Source organism: Promicromonospora sp. NFX87 (assembly GCF_048564965.1).
GTDB lineage: Bacteria > Actinomycetota > Actinomycetes > Actinomycetales > Cellulomonadaceae > Promicromonospora.
This window is the reverse complement of sequence record NZ_CP183413.1, coordinates 557,948-573,075: the sequence shown is the minus strand read 5'-3', so window position 1 is coordinate 573,075 and position 15,128 is coordinate 557,948. Positions and strand designations below refer to the sequence as shown.

Annotated in this window: 10 protein-coding genes and 1 pseudogene; 7 read left to right on the top strand and 4 right to left on the bottom strand. The window is 72.9% G+C overall.

What is annotated here, in order from left to right; genetic code table 11:
- Positions 1–3: 3 nt before the first annotated feature.
- The gene (locus ACNYC2_RS02730) at positions 4–1,590 is read left to right on the top strand and encodes a GH1 family beta-glucosidase (protein ID WP_419705576.1); all 1,587 of its coding nucleotides are present in this window, start codon (positions 4–6) and stop codon (positions 1,588–1,590) included.
- A gap of 29 nt (positions 1,591–1,619) precedes the next feature.
- Positions 1,620–2,612, top strand: coding sequence for a LacI family DNA-binding transcriptional regulator (locus tag ACNYC2_RS02725; RefSeq protein ID WP_419705575.1), 993 nt, complete (start codon positions 1,620–1,622; stop codon positions 2,610–2,612).
- Between the two features lie 111 nt (positions 2,613–2,723).
- Here the strand turns inward: ACNYC2_RS02725 and ACNYC2_RS02720 are convergent, their stop codons facing one another.
- On the bottom strand, positions 2,724–6,326 hold the full coding sequence (locus ACNYC2_RS02720; protein WP_419705574.1) for a bifunctional proline dehydrogenase/L-glutamate gamma-semialdehyde dehydrogenase: 3,603 nt from the start codon (positions 6,324–6,326) through the stop codon (positions 2,724–2,726).
- Positions 6,327–6,434: 108 nt separating this feature from the next.
- Here ACNYC2_RS02720 and ACNYC2_RS02715 point away from each other — a divergent pair, with 108 nt between their 5' ends.
- The 4 genes from ACNYC2_RS02715 to ACNYC2_RS02700 all read left to right on the top strand — a co-directional run bounded on the left by ACNYC2_RS02715 (position 6,435) and on the right by ACNYC2_RS02700 (position 10,962).
- Positions 6,435–7,199, top strand: a complete 765-nt coding sequence (locus ACNYC2_RS02715; protein ID WP_419705573.1) for an AraC family transcriptional regulator — start codon at positions 6,435–6,437, stop codon at positions 7,197–7,199.
- Between the two features lie 242 nt (positions 7,200–7,441).
- Positions 7,442–8,749 (top strand): Glu/Leu/Phe/Val family dehydrogenase, encoded by a 1,308-nt coding sequence (locus ACNYC2_RS02710; protein WP_419705572.1) that lies wholly within the window; start codon positions 7,442–7,444, stop codon positions 8,747–8,749.
- A 106-nt stretch (positions 8,750–8,855) separates the two neighbouring features.
- A complete protein-coding gene (locus ACNYC2_RS02705; protein WP_419705571.1) occupies positions 8,856–9,683 on the top strand; it encodes a putative protein N(5)-glutamine methyltransferase in 828 nt (275 codons plus the stop codon).
- Positions 9,684–9,882: 199 nt separating this feature from the next.
- Positions 9,883–10,962: an IS30 family transposase gene (locus ACNYC2_RS02700; RefSeq protein ID WP_419705570.1), complete on the top strand. Its 1,080-nt coding sequence runs from the start codon at positions 9,883–9,885 to the stop codon at positions 10,960–10,962.
- 131 nt (positions 10,963–11,093) lie between these two features.
- Here ACNYC2_RS02700 and hemQ read toward each other — a convergent pair whose 3' ends face one another.
- From hemQ to ACNYC2_RS02685, 3 genes are all read right to left on the bottom strand, one after another.
- Positions 11,094–11,843, bottom strand: coding sequence for a hydrogen peroxide-dependent heme synthase (hemQ, locus tag ACNYC2_RS02695; RefSeq protein ID WP_419705569.1), 750 nt, complete (start codon positions 11,841–11,843; stop codon positions 11,094–11,096).
- A gap of 34 nt (positions 11,844–11,877) precedes the next feature.
- Positions 11,878–13,032, bottom strand: coding sequence for a ferrochelatase (locus tag ACNYC2_RS02690; RefSeq protein WP_419705568.1), 1,155 nt, complete (start codon positions 13,030–13,032; stop codon positions 11,878–11,880).
- A 132-nt stretch (positions 13,033–13,164) separates the two neighbouring features.
- Positions 13,165–14,052, bottom strand: a complete 888-nt coding sequence (locus tag ACNYC2_RS02685; RefSeq protein ID WP_419705567.1) for a LysR family transcriptional regulator — start codon at positions 14,050–14,052, stop codon at positions 13,165–13,167.
- Between the two features lie 21 nt (positions 14,053–14,073).
- On the opposite strand from ACNYC2_RS02685, the pseudogene ACNYC2_RS02680 reads away from it, so the two are divergent.
- A pseudogene (locus tag ACNYC2_RS02680) lies at positions 14,074–15,027 on the top strand (MFS transporter); the annotation flags it as partial.
- Positions 15,028–15,128: the final 101 nt, after the last annotated feature.

Below are 15,128 nucleotides of genomic sequence, written 5' to 3'. Positions count from 1 at the left end.
GGGATGACACTCAACGTCAAGACGACCGCGGAGGCACGGCGCGAGCCGGCCCCGGGGATCGCGCTGCCGTACACGCCCACCGCGCCCCGGACGGAGCCGACCGCCAACACCACTGGCACGGTCGGCTTCCCGGACGGGTTCCTCTGGGGCGCGGCCACCGCCGCCTACCAGGTGGAGGGCGCCGCCCACGAGGACGGCCGCGAGGACTCCATCTGGGACGTCTTCGCCAAGGTCCCGGGCGCCGTGCTCGGCCAGGAGGACGGCGAGGTCGCCTGCGACCAGTACCACCGCTACCCCGCCGACGTCGCGCTCATGAAGGACCTCGGCATCAAGGCGTACCGGTTCTCGACGTCGTGGTCCCGCGTGGTCCCGGGCGGCCGGGCGGTCAACCCGGCGGGCCTGGCGTACTACGACCGGCTCGTGGACGAGCTGCTGGGCGCGGACATCCTGCCGTGGCTCACGCTGTACCACTGGGACCTGCCGCAGGCGATCGAGGCCGAGTCGAACGGCTGGGTCAACCGCGACACCGCGTACCGGTTCCGCGACTACGCCGTGACCATGCACGAGGCGATCGGCGACCGCGTCGACGTGTGGACCACGCTCAACGAGCCGTGGTGCGCCGCGTTCCTCGGCTACACGGGCGGCCAGCACGCGCCGGGCCGGCAGTCCCGCGAGGACGGCCTCGCGGCCGCGCACCACCTCTCGCTGGGCCACGGCCTGGCCGTCGAGGCGCTGCGGGAGCGGGCACCCGAGGCGAACCTCGGCATCACGCTCAACTTCGAGGTCGAGGACCCGGTGAACCCGGACGACCCCGCCGACGTCGACGCCGCACGCCGGCTCGACGGCGGGTTCACCCGGATCTTCGCGGACCCGATCCTGCGCGGCGCGTACCCCGAGGACGTCCTGGAGGACGTGCGCGCGTACGGCCTCGAGCGGCACATCCACGACGGCGACCTCGAGATCATCTCGACGCCCATCGACTCGCTCGGCGTGAACTACTACCACGGCAACGCCGTGTCGGCGACGCCCGCCGAGCGGCCGCTGGAGGGTGGCGCCCCGGTCAGCCGCCCGTCGTCGTCCCCGTTCCCGGCGGGCGACGGCGCGTACACGCACCCGCGTGGCCTGCCCGTCACCGACCAGAACTGGGAGGTCCAGCCCGAGGGCCTGACCCGGCTGCTGCTGCGGCTCCAGGAGGACTACACGGGACCGCGCGGCATCGCGCTGTACGTGACGGAGAACGGCAGCGCGTACGAGGACGTCGTCGGGCCGGACGGGTTCGTGGACGACCAGCAGCGCCTGGAGTTCATCGACGTGCACCTGCGCGCCATCAAGGACGCCATCGACGAGGGTGCCGACGTGCGCGGCTACTTCGGCTGGTCGCTGCTCGACAACTACGAGTGGGCGTGGGGCTACGGAAAGCGCTTCGGCCTCGTGCGCGTCGACTACGAGACGCAGGAGCGCACGGTGAAGGCGTCGGGCCGCTGGTACGGTCAGGTCGCGCGGACCAACGCCGTTCCGGAGCGCTCGGCATCGGTCCTCACGCGCCCCAGCGACAACTCCGGCGAGGACAAGGCGGTTCCCCAGGCGTGACGACCTCAGGCCCACCCACCCTGGATGACGTGGCACAGGCGGCCGGGGTATCCCGGTCGACCGCGTCGCGCGCCATCAACGGTGGCCTGCGAGTCTCCCCCGAGGCGCAGGCGGCCGTCGACGACGCCGTCGCGCGCCTCGGGTACGCACCGAACCGCGCCGCCCGGTCGCTGGTGACCCGGCGGACCGACTCGATCGCCCTCGTGGTGCCCGAGCCGGACCAGCGCATCCTCACCGACCCGTTCCTCAGCGGCACCCTCGCGGGTGTCAGCGAGGGGCTGGCCGGGACCGATCTCCAGCTCGTGCTGCTGCTCGCCCGGCCGGGCGAGCAGCGCGGGCGGGTGGGCCGCTACCTGCGCAGCGGCCACGTGGACGGCGTCATCGTGGCGTCGCACCACCGGGGCGACCACCTCGAGACCGAGCTCGGGCCGACCATGCTGCCCGCCGTCTTCGTGGGCCGCCTCTTCGAACCCGACCCGATGTTCTCGCGCGGCCTGCGCTACGTCGACGTCGACAACGTCACCGGCGGACGCATCGCCACCCAGCGGATGATCGACCGCGGCCGCCGGCGCATCGGCACCATCACCGGACCGCTCGACATGCCGGCCGGGGTGGACCGGATGGTCGGGTGGCGGGACGCGCTGCGGGACGCCGGCCTGCCCGACGACGCAGTGGTCGAGGGCGACTTCACGGTCGCCGGGGCGGCGGTCGCCGCGGCCCGGCTCCTCGACGCGCACCCCGACCTGGACGGGATCTTCGCCGCGTCCGACCTGATGGCGGAGGCCACGCTGCGCGTGCTCGCCGACCGCGGCCGGTCGGTGCCGGGCGACGTCTCGGTGGTCGGGTTCGACGACCTCGGCATCGCCGAGACGACGTCGCCCCGGCTGACCACCGTGCACAACCCGGTGGTGCAGATGGTCGGCGCCGCGACGAGCATGCTGGTCGACCTGGTGGCAGGCCGCCCGGTCCGCGACGAACGCCGCATCTTCGCCCCCCGCCTGATAGAGGGCGACTCCGCCTGACCCCCGCTTCGCCGAAGTAGAGCGCCTGTCCGGACACCCGCTCTACCTCGCCGTCTACCTGTCGGCGAAGTAGAGCGCGTGTCCCGGACAGGCGCTCTACTTCGGCGACTTCTACGCGGTGCGCTGGTGGCCGTAGCGGTGCATCGTGCGGCTCACCGCCTGCTCGCGGAGCATCGTGAGGAGCTCGCGGCGGCCGCTGGCCAGGACCGGGGAGTCGAGGACCGTGACCGAGCCGAGGCGGCTCGCCGCCGCGTCACGCAGCCCGGGGGCCTCGCCCACCACGCGGATCCGGCCGGTCACCTTGCCGTCGGCGACGGCGTCGGCGAAGGCCTCGTCCGTCATCTCCCGCTGCCCGACGACGGTCGCCCGCACGTCCGCCCGCGCGGCGGCGGCCAGCACGCGCTGCACCTCGACGTCCTGCGCGTCGGCGCCGACCCGCACCGTGATGCCGGGGACCGGCCGGTAGCGGAACACGTTCGACTCGACGCCGAGCCCCGAGGGGTCGTGCGCGGGGGCGAACTCGGTCACCCAGGCGCGGTCGTCGTCGGCCCGGGCCCAGGCGAGCCAGCCGGACGGGTCGGCGGTGCGCGAGGGCACGTCCGCCGCGTCCTCCCACCGGCCGAGCTGTGCGACGTAGTTGGGGCCGCCGGCCTTGGCGCCGGGTCCCACGGAGGACGCCTTCCAGCCACCGAACGACTGGCGCTGCACCACCGCGCCGGTGATGTGCCGGTTCACGTACGCGTTGCCGACCTCCACCCGGTCGAGCCAGTGCGCCACCTCGGTGTCGTCGAGGGAGTGGATGCCACCGGTGAGGCCGAACGACACGGCGTTCTGCAGGTCGATCGCCTCGTCGAGCGTGCGGGCCGTCATGACGCCCAGCACCGGGCCGAAGCACTCGGTGAGGTGGAAGAACGAGCCGGGTCGGACGCCGTCGCGTACGCCAGGGGTCCAGAGCCTGCCGCGGCCCAGGCCCGCCTCGCGAGCCATCGCGTCCAGCCGGCGCGGCCGCACGAGCCAGGTCTCGCCGGGCTCCAGCGTGGTCAGGGCGTGCAGGAGCTTGCCCTGCGCCGGTTCGGTGAGCGGCCCCATCACGGTCGCGAGCTCGGTCGCCGGGCCGACGGCGAGCGACGCCACCGCGTCGACCAGCTGCCGCCGGAACCGCTCGCCGGTCGCGCTGCGGGGATCGCCCACCGAGCCGATCAGGATCACCAGCGACGCGGCGGAGCACTTCTGCCCCGCGTGCCCGAACGCCGAGCGCACGACGTCCGCGACGGCCAGGTCCAGGTCCGCCGACGGCGTCACGACTATCGCGTTCTTGCCCGACGTCTCGGCGAGCACCGGGAGCTCCGGCCGCCAGGACGCGAACATCTCGGCGGTCTCGATGGCGCCGGTCAGGATCACGCGGGACACGCCGTCGTGCGTCACGAGCCGGCGGCCGAGGTCGCCGTCGGGCACGCGGACGAACTGCGCGACCGAGCGGGCCAGCGCCGAGTCCAGCCCGATCTCCGGGGCGACCTCGTCGAGCGCGGCGTGCACCGCCTCGACGGCGATCTCCAGGCAGCGCGGCGTGGGCGGCGCGGGCTTGGCGATCACCGCGGTCCCGGCCGCGAGGCCGGCCAGCACGCCGCCGATCGGGATCGCGACGGGGAAGTTCCACGGCGGGGTGACCAGCGTGACGCCGTCCGGGGTGAAGCGGGCGCCCGGCCACGCCTCCGACGTCGGGTCGAGCGCCTCGGCCGCCTGCGCGTAGTACGCGGCGAAGTCCACGGCCTCGCTGACCTCGGGGTCGGCCTCTGCGACGGTCTTGCCGGCCTCGTGCACCATGGCCGCGACGAGGTCGGTGCGAGCGGCCTCCAGGTGCCTGGCCGCCGCGCGGAGCACGCGGCCCCGGTCGGTCGCGGACACCTTGGACCACGCGGCGCCGGCACGCCGGGCGAGCGCCACGACGTCGTCCACCTGGGCCGACGTCACCAGGGGCTCCGCGATCGCCGGGACGTACCCGGAGAGCGGGCCGGTGATCTGCTGCGCCCACACGCGGTGCTCGGCGACGGCGGGGTCGGTGTCGGCGGCGTTGCGGAACGGTCCGGTCACCGGCTCGGGTGCGGGGCGCGGACGGCGGCGCGGGGTGACGTCGTCGGGCGAGTAGTGCACGCCCAGCTCGACGGACGCGCGGAACGCGGCCTCCTGCCGGTCCATGGGGGCCTTGGTGGTCGAGCTTGTCGAGACCCCGGTTTCGACAGACTCAATCCGCGGAGGCGCGAACGCCGCGTGCAGGAAGTTCTGCTCCGCCGCGTTCTCCTCCAGGCGCCGCACCAGGTACGAGATGGCGACGTCGAAGTCCTCGTCGCGCACCACGGGGGTGTACAGCACGACCCGCCCGGCGTCCTTGGCGACCTCGTCGCGCACGGCCGCGGCCTCTGTCGGGGCCATGCCCTGCAGCATCTCGATGTCGAGCGCCTCGGAGACGCCGCGTGCCCGGCCGAGCAGGATCGCGAGCGCCACGTGGAACAGGTTGTGCGACGCCGCGCCGATGCGGACCGCGTGCGCGCGCTCGGGGCGCAGCGCGTGGTCGAGCATGCGGACGTAGTTGGCGTCGACGTCCGGCTTGGAGGTGTACGGGGCCTGGGGCCAGTCGTGCAGGGTGGCCTCGACGTGCTCCATCGCGAGGTTCGCGCCCTTGACGATGCGCACCTTGATGCGCGCGCCGCCGTCGGCGACCCGCTGGGTGGCGAACTCGGTGAGGCCGTCCAGGGCGCCCAGGCCGTCCGGCAGGTAGGCCTGCAGCACGATGCCGGCCTCCAGGTCGCGGAACTCGTCGCGGCTCAGGATCTCGGTGAACACCGCGGTGGTCAGGGCGAGGTCGCGGTACTCCTCCATGTCCAGGTTGAGGAAGACGCCGTGGTCGCGAGCGGCGCGGTACAGCGGCAGCAGCTGCTCGACGACGCGGTCGCGGGAGCCCTCGAGGTCCCACGTGACGAGCTGCGCGGCGACGCTGGAGACCTTGACCGACACGTAGTCGACGTCCGGACGCTCCACGAGCGCGATGGTGCGGGCCAGCCGGCCGGCGGCCTCCTCGGCACCGAGCACCGCCTCGCCGAGCAGGTTCACGTTGAGGGTGTAGCCCTCGGCCCGCGTGCGGGCGAGGTGCGCGGTGAGCCCGGCACCGGCGTCGGCCACGAGGTGGCCCACGAGCTGGCGGAGGCGGGCGCGGGCCGCCGGGACCACGATGCCCGGGAACGCCGGGGCGGCCAGGGCGCCGGCCCGGAACAGGGCGCGGTCGGCGGGGCTGAGGAAGGTGGCGCTGCCGGCCTGCTTGCCGAGCCTGGCCAGGGCCTTCGCGGCGACGTGGGTGTCCTGCGGGCGGGCGACGTCGTCGACGAAGCCGACGGCGAGCTCGAGGCCCGCGGGGTCGGACACGAGCGCGCCGAGGGCGGCGGACGCGCGGGCCACCGCTCGGTCGGTCTTGGAGCCGGCGGTCTTGGAGCCGGCTGTCTTCGAACCGGCGTCCGTGCCGGTGGAGATGCCGGTGGAGGTGCCGGAGGCGGTGCCGATCCAGGTCCTGGCGAGGGCTACGGCGTCCTCGACGAGGGTGTCGGCGGCGGGCTGCACGGCCGGCCCGGTCGGAGCCTGAGGCGTGGCGCTGTCCGGTGCGCCTGCGCCCCCGGTCGGGACTGTGGCGGATGCGGCGCGGTCGCGCCGGGCGGAGGTCTTCATTCCTCCAGAGTGCACCCGAAGCCGTTCACATGTATTGGCGAGATCACTCGCTGTCGGCACCGGTTTTCGCCAAGCGCGCGGCCCCGCGCCGCGTAGCATCGGAACCCCATGAGCAACCCGTCGAACAGCACGGCTCGACCTGAGACGAGTGCCCTGCTGGCAGCCCTGAACCCCGCGATGGTCGCCCTCATGGACGAGCTGTCCGGGGTCATGTTCTGCGCCAAGGACGCCGACGGGCGCTACGTGCTCGTGAACCAGGTCTTCGTGGGACGCACGCGCGAGCGGTCCCGCCGGGACGTCATCGGCAAGCGCGCGGCCGACCTCTTCGTGCCCGAGCTCGCCGAACGCTACGAGAACCAGGACACCCACGTCCGCACCACGGACAAGCCGCTGCGGGGCGAGCTCGAGCTGATCCGGCACGTCGGCGGGGCGCCGGGCTGGTTCCTGACGTCGAAGCTGCCCCTGCACGACGAGTCCGGCGCGTACGTGGGGCTGGTCTCCGTGTCGCAGGACCTCCGCTCCGGGGACGCCGACGACGCGACCATCCAGGCCATGGCCCGGCTGCGCGCCGACATCGAGAACCTGCTCGAGCACGGCGAGGTGCCCTCGGTGACGGACCTGGCCGTGCTCGCCGGGTGCAGCTCCGCGTCCCTGGACCGCCGGGTCCGGCGGGTCTTCGGGCTCTCCCCGCGCCAGCTCGTGCTGCGGCTCCGGGTCGACCGCGCGGCGCACCTGCTCACCACGAGTACCGTGCCGCTGGCCCACGTCGCGACCGCAGCGGGCTTCTACGACCAGCCGTCGTTCACGCGCACGTTCGCGCGCCTGACCGGCGAGACACCGTCGTCGTTCCGGAGCCGGTCGAAGCGCGGCTGATGGTCTGCCCTACCCAGTGATCGTGCATTGTCTGAGCAAAATTCCTTGTGCAACCCTCAAGCGGCGGCAGACTTCCGCTCTGTCAGCCGTGCGGCCAACCGAATCATCACCGAACTCATTCCTCGTCGGCGCGCAACCAGGCCCATCGAAGCGATACGGTGATACCGAGGCGCAAACCCCGCGCCGCGCAACCCGCGCCCCGCTCCCAAGGCGGTAGGCGCCGTTCTCCCCGGAGGACCCACGTGACGACGACAACGACGTCCACACCCACATCACCACCCAGCTTCGCGCCGTCAGGATCGCCCGCCGAGGGTTCCGCACTCGCCACCGCGCACTCGCAGCTCGCCACGGCGGCCGAGATCCTCGGTTACGACGAGGGCCTGCACCGCATGCTCGCGACGCCGCGCCGTGAGATCCACGTCGCGGTGCCGCTCCGTCGCGACACGGGCGAGACCGTCCTGTTCCACGGCTTCCGCGTGCAGCACAACGTGAGCCTCGGCCCGGGCAAGGGCGGCCTGCGCTACCACCCCTCCGTCGACGTCGACGAGGTGCGTGCGCTGGCCATGTGGATGACCTGGAAGTGTGCGGTGGTCAACCTGCCGTACGGCGGCGCCAAGGGCGGCGTCGCCATCGACCCCCGCGGCTACTCGCAGGCCGAGCTCGAGCGCGTGACCCGGCGGTACACGTCGGAGATCATGCCGATGATCGGCCCGGACACCGACATCATGGCCCCGGACATGGGCACCGACGCCCAGACCATGGCCTGGGTCATGGACACCTACTCGGTCAACCGCGGGTACACGATCCCCGCGGTCGTGACCGGCAAACCCCTCGCGGTCGGCGGTTCGCTGGGCCGCGGCACCGCTACGTCGGCGGGCATCGTGCACGTCACGTCGGCAGCGCTCGCCGAGGCCGGCATGGCCCTGAGCGACGTGTCCGTCGCCATCCAGGGCTTCGGCAAGGTCGGCTCGCACGCCGCGGAGATCTTCGCGGCACGCGGCTCGCGCGTCGTCGCGGTGAGCGACCAGTACGGCGGCATCCGGGCCGACGGCGGGCTCGACGTGCCCCGGCTCATGGAGCACGTGCAGCGTACGGGCTCGGTCGTGGACTTCCCCGACGCGGACCGGGTCTCCAACACGGAGCTTCTCGCGCTCGACGTCGACGTGCTGGTCCCGGCCGCCATCGAGGGCGTGCTCGACGAGACCACGGCAGGCAGCGTCAAGGCCCGCTGGGTCGTCGAGGGTGCCAACGGCCCCACGACGGCGGCCGGCGACGCGCTGCTCGCCAAGAACGACGTGACGGTGGTCCCGGACGTCCTGGCCAACGCCGGCGGCGTGGTCGTCTCCTACTTCGAGTGGGTCCAGGCGAACCAGACGTACTGGTGGACCGAGCAGGAGATCGCGGACAAGCTGGAGCACCGCATGATCACCGCGTACGCGGAGGTCTCGGCGCTGGCCCAGCGCGAGCGCCTGTCGCTGCGGGACGCCGCGCTCGTCATCGGCGTCAAGCGCGTCGCGGAGGCGCACCAGATCCGGGGCCTGTACCCCTGATCGCGAGGGGGCCGCGAAGTAGAGCGCCTGTCCGAGTCTCCCTGGCCCTGCGAGGGAGACTCGGACAGGCGCTCTACTTCGCGGCCCCCTCGCCTACGCTCGCGCCATGGACGAACTCGTAGCGCGCCTGCGCGCCGCCGGCTGTGTCTTCGCCGAGGACGAGGCCCGGATCATCACCGAGGCCGCCGACGGCGACGCCGCCCGCCTCGAGGAGCTCGCCGCCGCGCGCGTCGGCGGGCTCCCGCTGGAGCACCTGGTGGGCTGGGCAGAGCTCGACGGTCGGCGCTGGCTGGTGGCGCCCGGCGTGTTCGTGCCGCGGCAGCGGTCCGAGCTGCTGGTCCGGGAGGCGGTCGCACGCGCCGCCGACACCTGTTCCGGCCCGGTGCTGCTGGTCGACCTGTGCTGCGGCTGCGGCGCGCTCGGCGGCGCCGTCGCGGCCTGCCTCCTCGCCGCGGGGCGCGATGTCGAGATCCACGCCGCCGACGTCGACCCGGCTGCCGTGACGTGCGCGCACGAGAACCTCAAGGCGCTGTCCGACGACGGCGGTCCCGGGGCCGGCGCGCTCACCGCGCACACCTACGCGGGCGACCTCGCGGAACCGCTCCCCGCCGAGGTGTGGGGCCGCGTCGACGTCCTCGTCGCGAACGCGCCGTACGTACCGACCACCGCGATCAGCATGATGCCGCCGGAGGCCCGCGAGCACGAACCGCACGCCGCGCTCGACGGCGGGGACGACGGCCTGGTGATCCTCCGCCGCGTGATCGACCTGGCCCCGAGGCTCCTGCGCCCGGGCGGGCACCTGCTGATCGAGACGAGCGAGGGACAGGTGAGCGCCGCCGTCGAACACCTGCAAGCCGCCGGCCTGACCCCCACGACCCTCTCCGACGACGACCTGGGCGCCACAGCCCTCGCCGCCACCCTCCCGCCGAGATAGGGCGGATTCAACTGGTGGTCGCAACACCCCTTGATGATCGGGGTGTTCGATGAAGTCTTGGAGTCGTCTACCCGTGCCGCGGGAGCACCGGCGGGCCTTCTGGTCTGAGTTACGCGCTCATGGTCGGATCCCGGTAGCCGCTGAGGCTGCCGGGATCACGACCTGGTCAGCGCAGGCCTGGATCCGTAAGGCTGGCGGGATGCCCGACGTGTCCCTGACCAAGCCCACGGGCCGGTTGCTGTCCTTCGCCGAACGCGAGGAGATCGCGCTGCAACGCGCTGAGGGTGCCAGCGCCCGTCAGATCGCGAGGGTGCTGGGGCGGGCGCCGTCGACCATCACCCGGGAGCTGGCCGCGGGCACGCATCCCGACGTTCGCCGCTACAAGGCCTCGGTCGCGCACCGCCGGGCCGAGCAACGCCTGGCCCGGCCCAAGCCCGGCAAGCTGGCCACCCATCCGGCCCTGGCCGCCTGGATCGGTGAGCGTCTGGCAGGGCACGAGCCGGGCACGGGTAAGGCCCGCTCGTGGAGCCCGCAGCAGATCTCCCGCCACCTGCGTGTCGAGTTCCCCGATGATGAGAACATGCGCATCAGCCACGAAGCGATCTACCAGTCGCTCTACGTCCTGGGCCGCGGTGGGCTGCGCAAAGAGCTGCATACCGCGTTGCGGTCGGGGCGCGCGGTCCGCCGCCCGCAGGCAGTGACCCGTGCTCAACGCGCCGGTGGTGCCCACGTGCTACCACCCGAGGTCATGATCTCGGAGCGTCCCGAGGAGATCGAGGACCGGGCCGTGCCCGGGCACTGGGAAGGCGACCTGATCACCGGCACCCGGAACAGTTCAGCGATCGGAACCCTGGTCGAACGTCAGACGCGGTACCTGATGCTGCTGCACCTGCCCGACGGGCACGGCGCGCAGCAGGTCGCCACCGCGATGCGCGAACAGATCACCCGCCTGCCGGCTCACCTGCGCCGCTCGTTGACCTGGGACCAGGGCCGGGAGATGACCCCGTTCGCGGGCATCCAGATCGTCGAGGACCTGGATCTGTGGTTCTGCGACCCGCACTCGCCCTGGCAACGCGGCACGAACGAGAACACCAACGGCCTGCTGCGCCAGTACTTCCCCAAGGGCACCGATCTGAGAGTCCACACAGCCCAGGACCTCGCGGACGTCGCCCTCGTGATGAACGGACGACCCCGCAAGGTCCTGGACTGGCACACACCCTACGAAGCAATGAGCAAGCTACTGTCAGCGGACACGACCGGTGTTGCGACCACCGATTGAATCCGCCTAGAACCCTGGCGAGATAGAACTGCAGCGAAGTAGAACTCTGGCGAGATAGAACCGCGGCGCGCTGCGGTTCTATCTCGCCAGAGTTCTATCTCGCCAGAGTTCTACTTCGGCAGGTGGAGGGGTCAGCTCAGGGGCTGGCGGGACGCCCAGGCCTCCAGGCTCGTGCGCGGGCCCGTGAAGAACGGGATCTCCTCGCGCACGTGACGCCGGGCCTCGGTCGCGCGCAGGTCCCGCATCAGGTCGACGATGCGGTGCAGCGCGTCGGCCTCGAAGGCGAGGATCCACTCGTAGTCACCGAGCGCGAACGCGGACACCGTGTTGGCCCGGACGTCCTTGTAGCCGGCGGCCGCCATGCCGTGGTCGCGCAGCATGGTGCGGCGCTCGGCCTCGGGCAGGAGGTACCAGTCGTAGGAGCGCACGAACGGGTAGACGCAGATGTAGTCGCGCGGCGCCTCCCCCGCGAGGAACGCCGGCACGTGCCCGCGGTTGAACTCGGCCGGCCGGTGCAGCGCGGCGACCGACCACACGGGCTCCAGCGAACGGCCCAGCTCGGACGCGCGCAGCCGCTGGTAGGCGCCCTGCACCGCCTCGATCGACGCGCCGTGGGTCCAGAGCAGGAGGTCGGCGTCGGAGCGCAGACCGCCGATGTCGTACCAGCCACGGGTCACGAGGTCGCCGGTGGTCGCGGCCGGGTCGCTGCCCCCGCCGACGGCGGCCTCGGCGTCGGCCACCACTGCCTTGCGCTCGGCCTCGTCCGCCGGAAGCGTCTCCGTCACGGAGAAGACCGAGAACATCGTGTACCGGATGCCCTCGTTGATGGCGGCCGTGTCGATCTCGTGGCCGGTGTCCCCGTGCACGTGTGCGTCGTTCATGTGTTGCCTCTCGCTCGTGGCCGTCCCGCAGGACTCAGGAGTACAGGTCGGTGCTGCACAGCGCCGGGACGCCGCTCGGCTCGCCGTCGCGCCGCAGGCAGCAGCCCGGGGCACAGACCGAGCGGAGGGCCGGGAGCGAGCCTACGGTCGCCTCGGTGATCTCGTCGCCGCGAGCCAGGGCGGCCCGTTCCAGCAGCAGGTCGACGAGGCCGCTGACGAACGGCTGACGCGTGCCCACCGTGCCGGCACGGACGGCGGTCATGCCGAGGTCCTTGGCGGTGGCCAGCGCCTCGGTGTCGAGGTCGTAGGCGACCTCCATGTGGTCGGAGATGAACCCGATCGGGGACAGGACGACGTCGCGCAGCCCCTCTCCCGCGAGGGCCTCCAGGTGGTCGTTGACGTCCGGCTCGAGCCACGGCTGGCTCGGGGGGCCGGAGCGCGAGCAGTAGGCCAGGTCCCAGGGCACGTCGTGCCCGAGCCGCTCGGCGACCTGCGAAGCGACGACCCGGGCGAGGTCGAGGTGCTGCTCGGAGTACGTGGCGTGCGAGATCCGCGACGCCGCCTCCATCGTGTCCGGGATCGAGTGCGTGACGAACACCAGCTTGGCGTCGGCGCCGGAGCCGCCCTGTGCCGCGAGCTCGGCGTACGCCTCGACGACGGCGTCGACGTTGGCCTGGGCGAAGCCCGGGTGGTTGAAGTAGGAACGAACCTTGTCGAACTGGACGCCAGTGGACCCGTCGGGGCCGAGCTGGCCGCGCTTGTCGAGCGTGACCGCGAGGTCCTCGCGGTACTGGCGGCAGCCCGAGTACGACGAGAAGGCGCTGGTCACGAGCGCGACGGCGCGTTCGGCGCCCAGCTTCTCCAGCTCGTCCAGTGCATCGCCGGTGTACGGCTCCCAGTTGCGGTTGCCCCACACGACCGGCAGGTCGATGCCGCGGTCGGCGAGCTCGGCCTCGAGCGCCGCCTTCAGCGCGAGGTTCTGCTCGTTGATGGGGCTCTTGCCGCCGAACCCGTAGTAGTGCTCGCCCACCTCCTCGAGCCGCTCGTCCGGGATGCCCTTGCCCGCGGTGACGTTGCGCAGGAACGGCACCACGTCCTCGGGCTTGTTCGGGCCACCGAAGGAGTAGAGCAGGAGGGCGTCGTACGGCGCGGCGTCGTGCGCCGCAGGCTGGGGGGAGTTCGCGGGCATGCTCATATCTTTCCACCGTCCGCGCTGGAGGCCCGCCCGGAGAGCGGCGAACGGGACGTGACATCGAAGCGACGTCCTGTCAGAACCCACCCGAGGCCGTGCCGGGCGAACAGCCGTGTCGATCCTCGCGGCTCAGGATGCCTTCCGCCGGGCGTGCGTGTTGCCGCGGTCCAGCCGCTCGCGCAGGCCCGGGAGCACGTCGACCAGGCCCGGCGGCACAGGGCTCCGGGTGACCAGCGACAGCCGGACCCCGAACCGGACCGGCGCCGGCTCTATCCGGTCGCCGGGCGCCGCGTACCAGCGCGCCACCATGTCGGGCACGACGACGGCGCAGCGCCGCTCTCGCGCCGTCCGGACCGCCGACTCCGCGGTGGCCGAGTGCCGGACCTGCGCGCCGAGGTCGGTCAGCCGCTGCAGCAGGATGTCGCGTGACAGGTCGAGCGCGCAGCAGACCACCGTCTGACCGGCGTACGGCCGCCGCCCGGACCCGCGCTCCGGGGCGCCGTCGGGCAGCAGCGTGACCAGGTCGTGCTGGCCCACCTCGGTGACCACGAGGCCCCTGGCGATCGGTACCTGCTTCGCGATGGTCACGAACGCCGCGTCGAGCGTCCCCCGCTCGACCCACTCCAGCAGCCGCGGACCGTGCTCCACCTCCGGCTGGAGGACCACGTCGCCGAGCAGCACGTCCAGCACCGCGAACAGCGTGCCCGCGAGGCTCGGGATGGTGCCGACGGACACCGTCCGCGACTGGGCGGCCGCGAGCGAACGGCCGACTATCGCGCCCAGGTGGTCGAGGACGTGCGCGGCCTGCTCGTAGAACTCCCGCCCGGCCGCCGTCGGACGCGCGCCGGTGGTGTCCCGGTCGAACAGGGTGACGCCCACGCGCCGCTCCAGCGCGGCCAGCCGCTGGCTCGCCGACGGCTGGCTCACCAGCAGCTCGCGTGCGGCGGCGCCGAGCGACCCGTGGCGGGCGACCGCGTCGACCAGCCGGAGGTCCTCGACCGTGGGATATGAGCTCATAGCCACAGCCTATGTCGGGTCATGCCCGGGGGCCGTCTACCGGGCCCTGCGCCGTCCGCTCAGGATGAGGCTGTGCGTCACCCACACCTCACCACCCTGACCGCCACGACCTTCGTCACGTGGACCGGCCAGCGCATCACCGCCGTCGCGCTGCCCCTGGTCGCGCTCGACCAGACCGGCGACGCCTGGACCACCGGCCTCGTCGGCGGCTTCGCGGGCCTGCCGCTGCTCACCTCCGCATGGTGGGGCCGGCGCCTGCGGGCGCGGCTGACGTCGGGGCGCTCGCTCGCGATCCTGCTCGCCGTGCAGGTGCTCGGGCTGGTCCTGGTGCCGGTCGCCGCGGCGACCGTCGGCGTCGGCGCGGTCGTGCTGTGCGTGACGGGCCTGGTCACCGGCACGACGGCGGCGATGCTCGCCCCCGCGCAGCGCGCCCTGACCGCCGACCTGGCCGAGCTGCCCGGCAACGGGCCGGACGTCGGCGCGCGGGCGCTGGCCTGGCAGGACCTCGCGCACCGGTCGTCGATGATCTTCGCGCCGCCGCTCGGGGCGTGGCTGCTGGTCGTGTGGGGCGCAGAGCCGCTGCTGTGGTGCGAGGCGGCGGCCGTCGCGGTGAGCGCGGTGGCGATGCTGACGGTGCCGGGGGCCGAGCGACGTCCGCTGGACCAACGAGTGCCGCTCGACCAACGAGGTGAGGCCGCGCCGTCCATCCGTGCCGTGCTGCGTCAGCATCCGGACCTGGCCGTGGGCATCTGGCTGGCCGGTATCGGCGGCGTCACCTGGTTCGCGTTCACCCTGGGCCTCACCCTGCTCGGGGCGGAGCTCGACCGGCCCGGCGAGCTGGTCGCGGCAGGCATGGCGGGCTACGGCGCCGCGACGGTCGGGCTGTCGTTCGTCGTGCCGCTGGTGGTGCACCGGGTGCCGCGCGTCCCGGCGATAGTGGTCTCGTGGGTCGTGTTCGGGCTGGCGTACCTCGCGCTGCCGCTGGCCGCGCCGAACCTGCTCGCGGTCGCCCTGGTGTCCGCCGTCGGGGGCGTGACCATGCCGTTCGGGATCGCCGCGCTCAACGCGCTGATCGT

Bases quoted from the DNA above. Each gene is read 5' to 3' on its own strand.
- ACNYC2_RS02730 (WP_419705576.1), top strand. From the start codon at position 4: ATGACACTCAACGTCAAGACGACCGCGGAGGCACGGCGCGAGCCGGCC.
- ACNYC2_RS02720 (WP_419705574.1), bottom strand. From the start codon at position 6,326: ATGAAGACCTCCGCCCGGCGCGACCGCGCCGCATCCGCCACAGTCCCG.
- ACNYC2_RS02715 (WP_419705573.1), top strand. From the start codon at position 6,435: ATGAGCAACCCGTCGAACAGCACGGCTCGACCTGAGACGAGTGCCCTG.
- ACNYC2_RS02705 (WP_419705571.1), top strand. From the start codon at position 8,856: ATGGACGAACTCGTAGCGCGCCTGCGCGCCGCCGGCTGTGTCTTCGCC.
- ACNYC2_RS02700 (WP_419705570.1), top strand. From the start codon at position 9,883: ATGCCCGACGTGTCCCTGACCAAGCCCACGGGCCGGTTGCTGTCCTTC.
- hemQ (WP_419705569.1), bottom strand. From the start codon at position 11,843: ATGAACGACGCACACGTGCACGGGGACACCGGCCACGAGATCGACACG.
- ACNYC2_RS02690 (WP_419705568.1), bottom strand. From the start codon at position 13,032: ATGCCCGCGAACTCCCCCCAGCCTGCGGCGCACGACGCCGCGCCGTAC.
- ACNYC2_RS02685 (WP_419705567.1), bottom strand. From the start codon at position 14,052: ATGAGCTCATATCCCACGGTCGAGGACCTCCGGCTGGTCGACGCGGTC.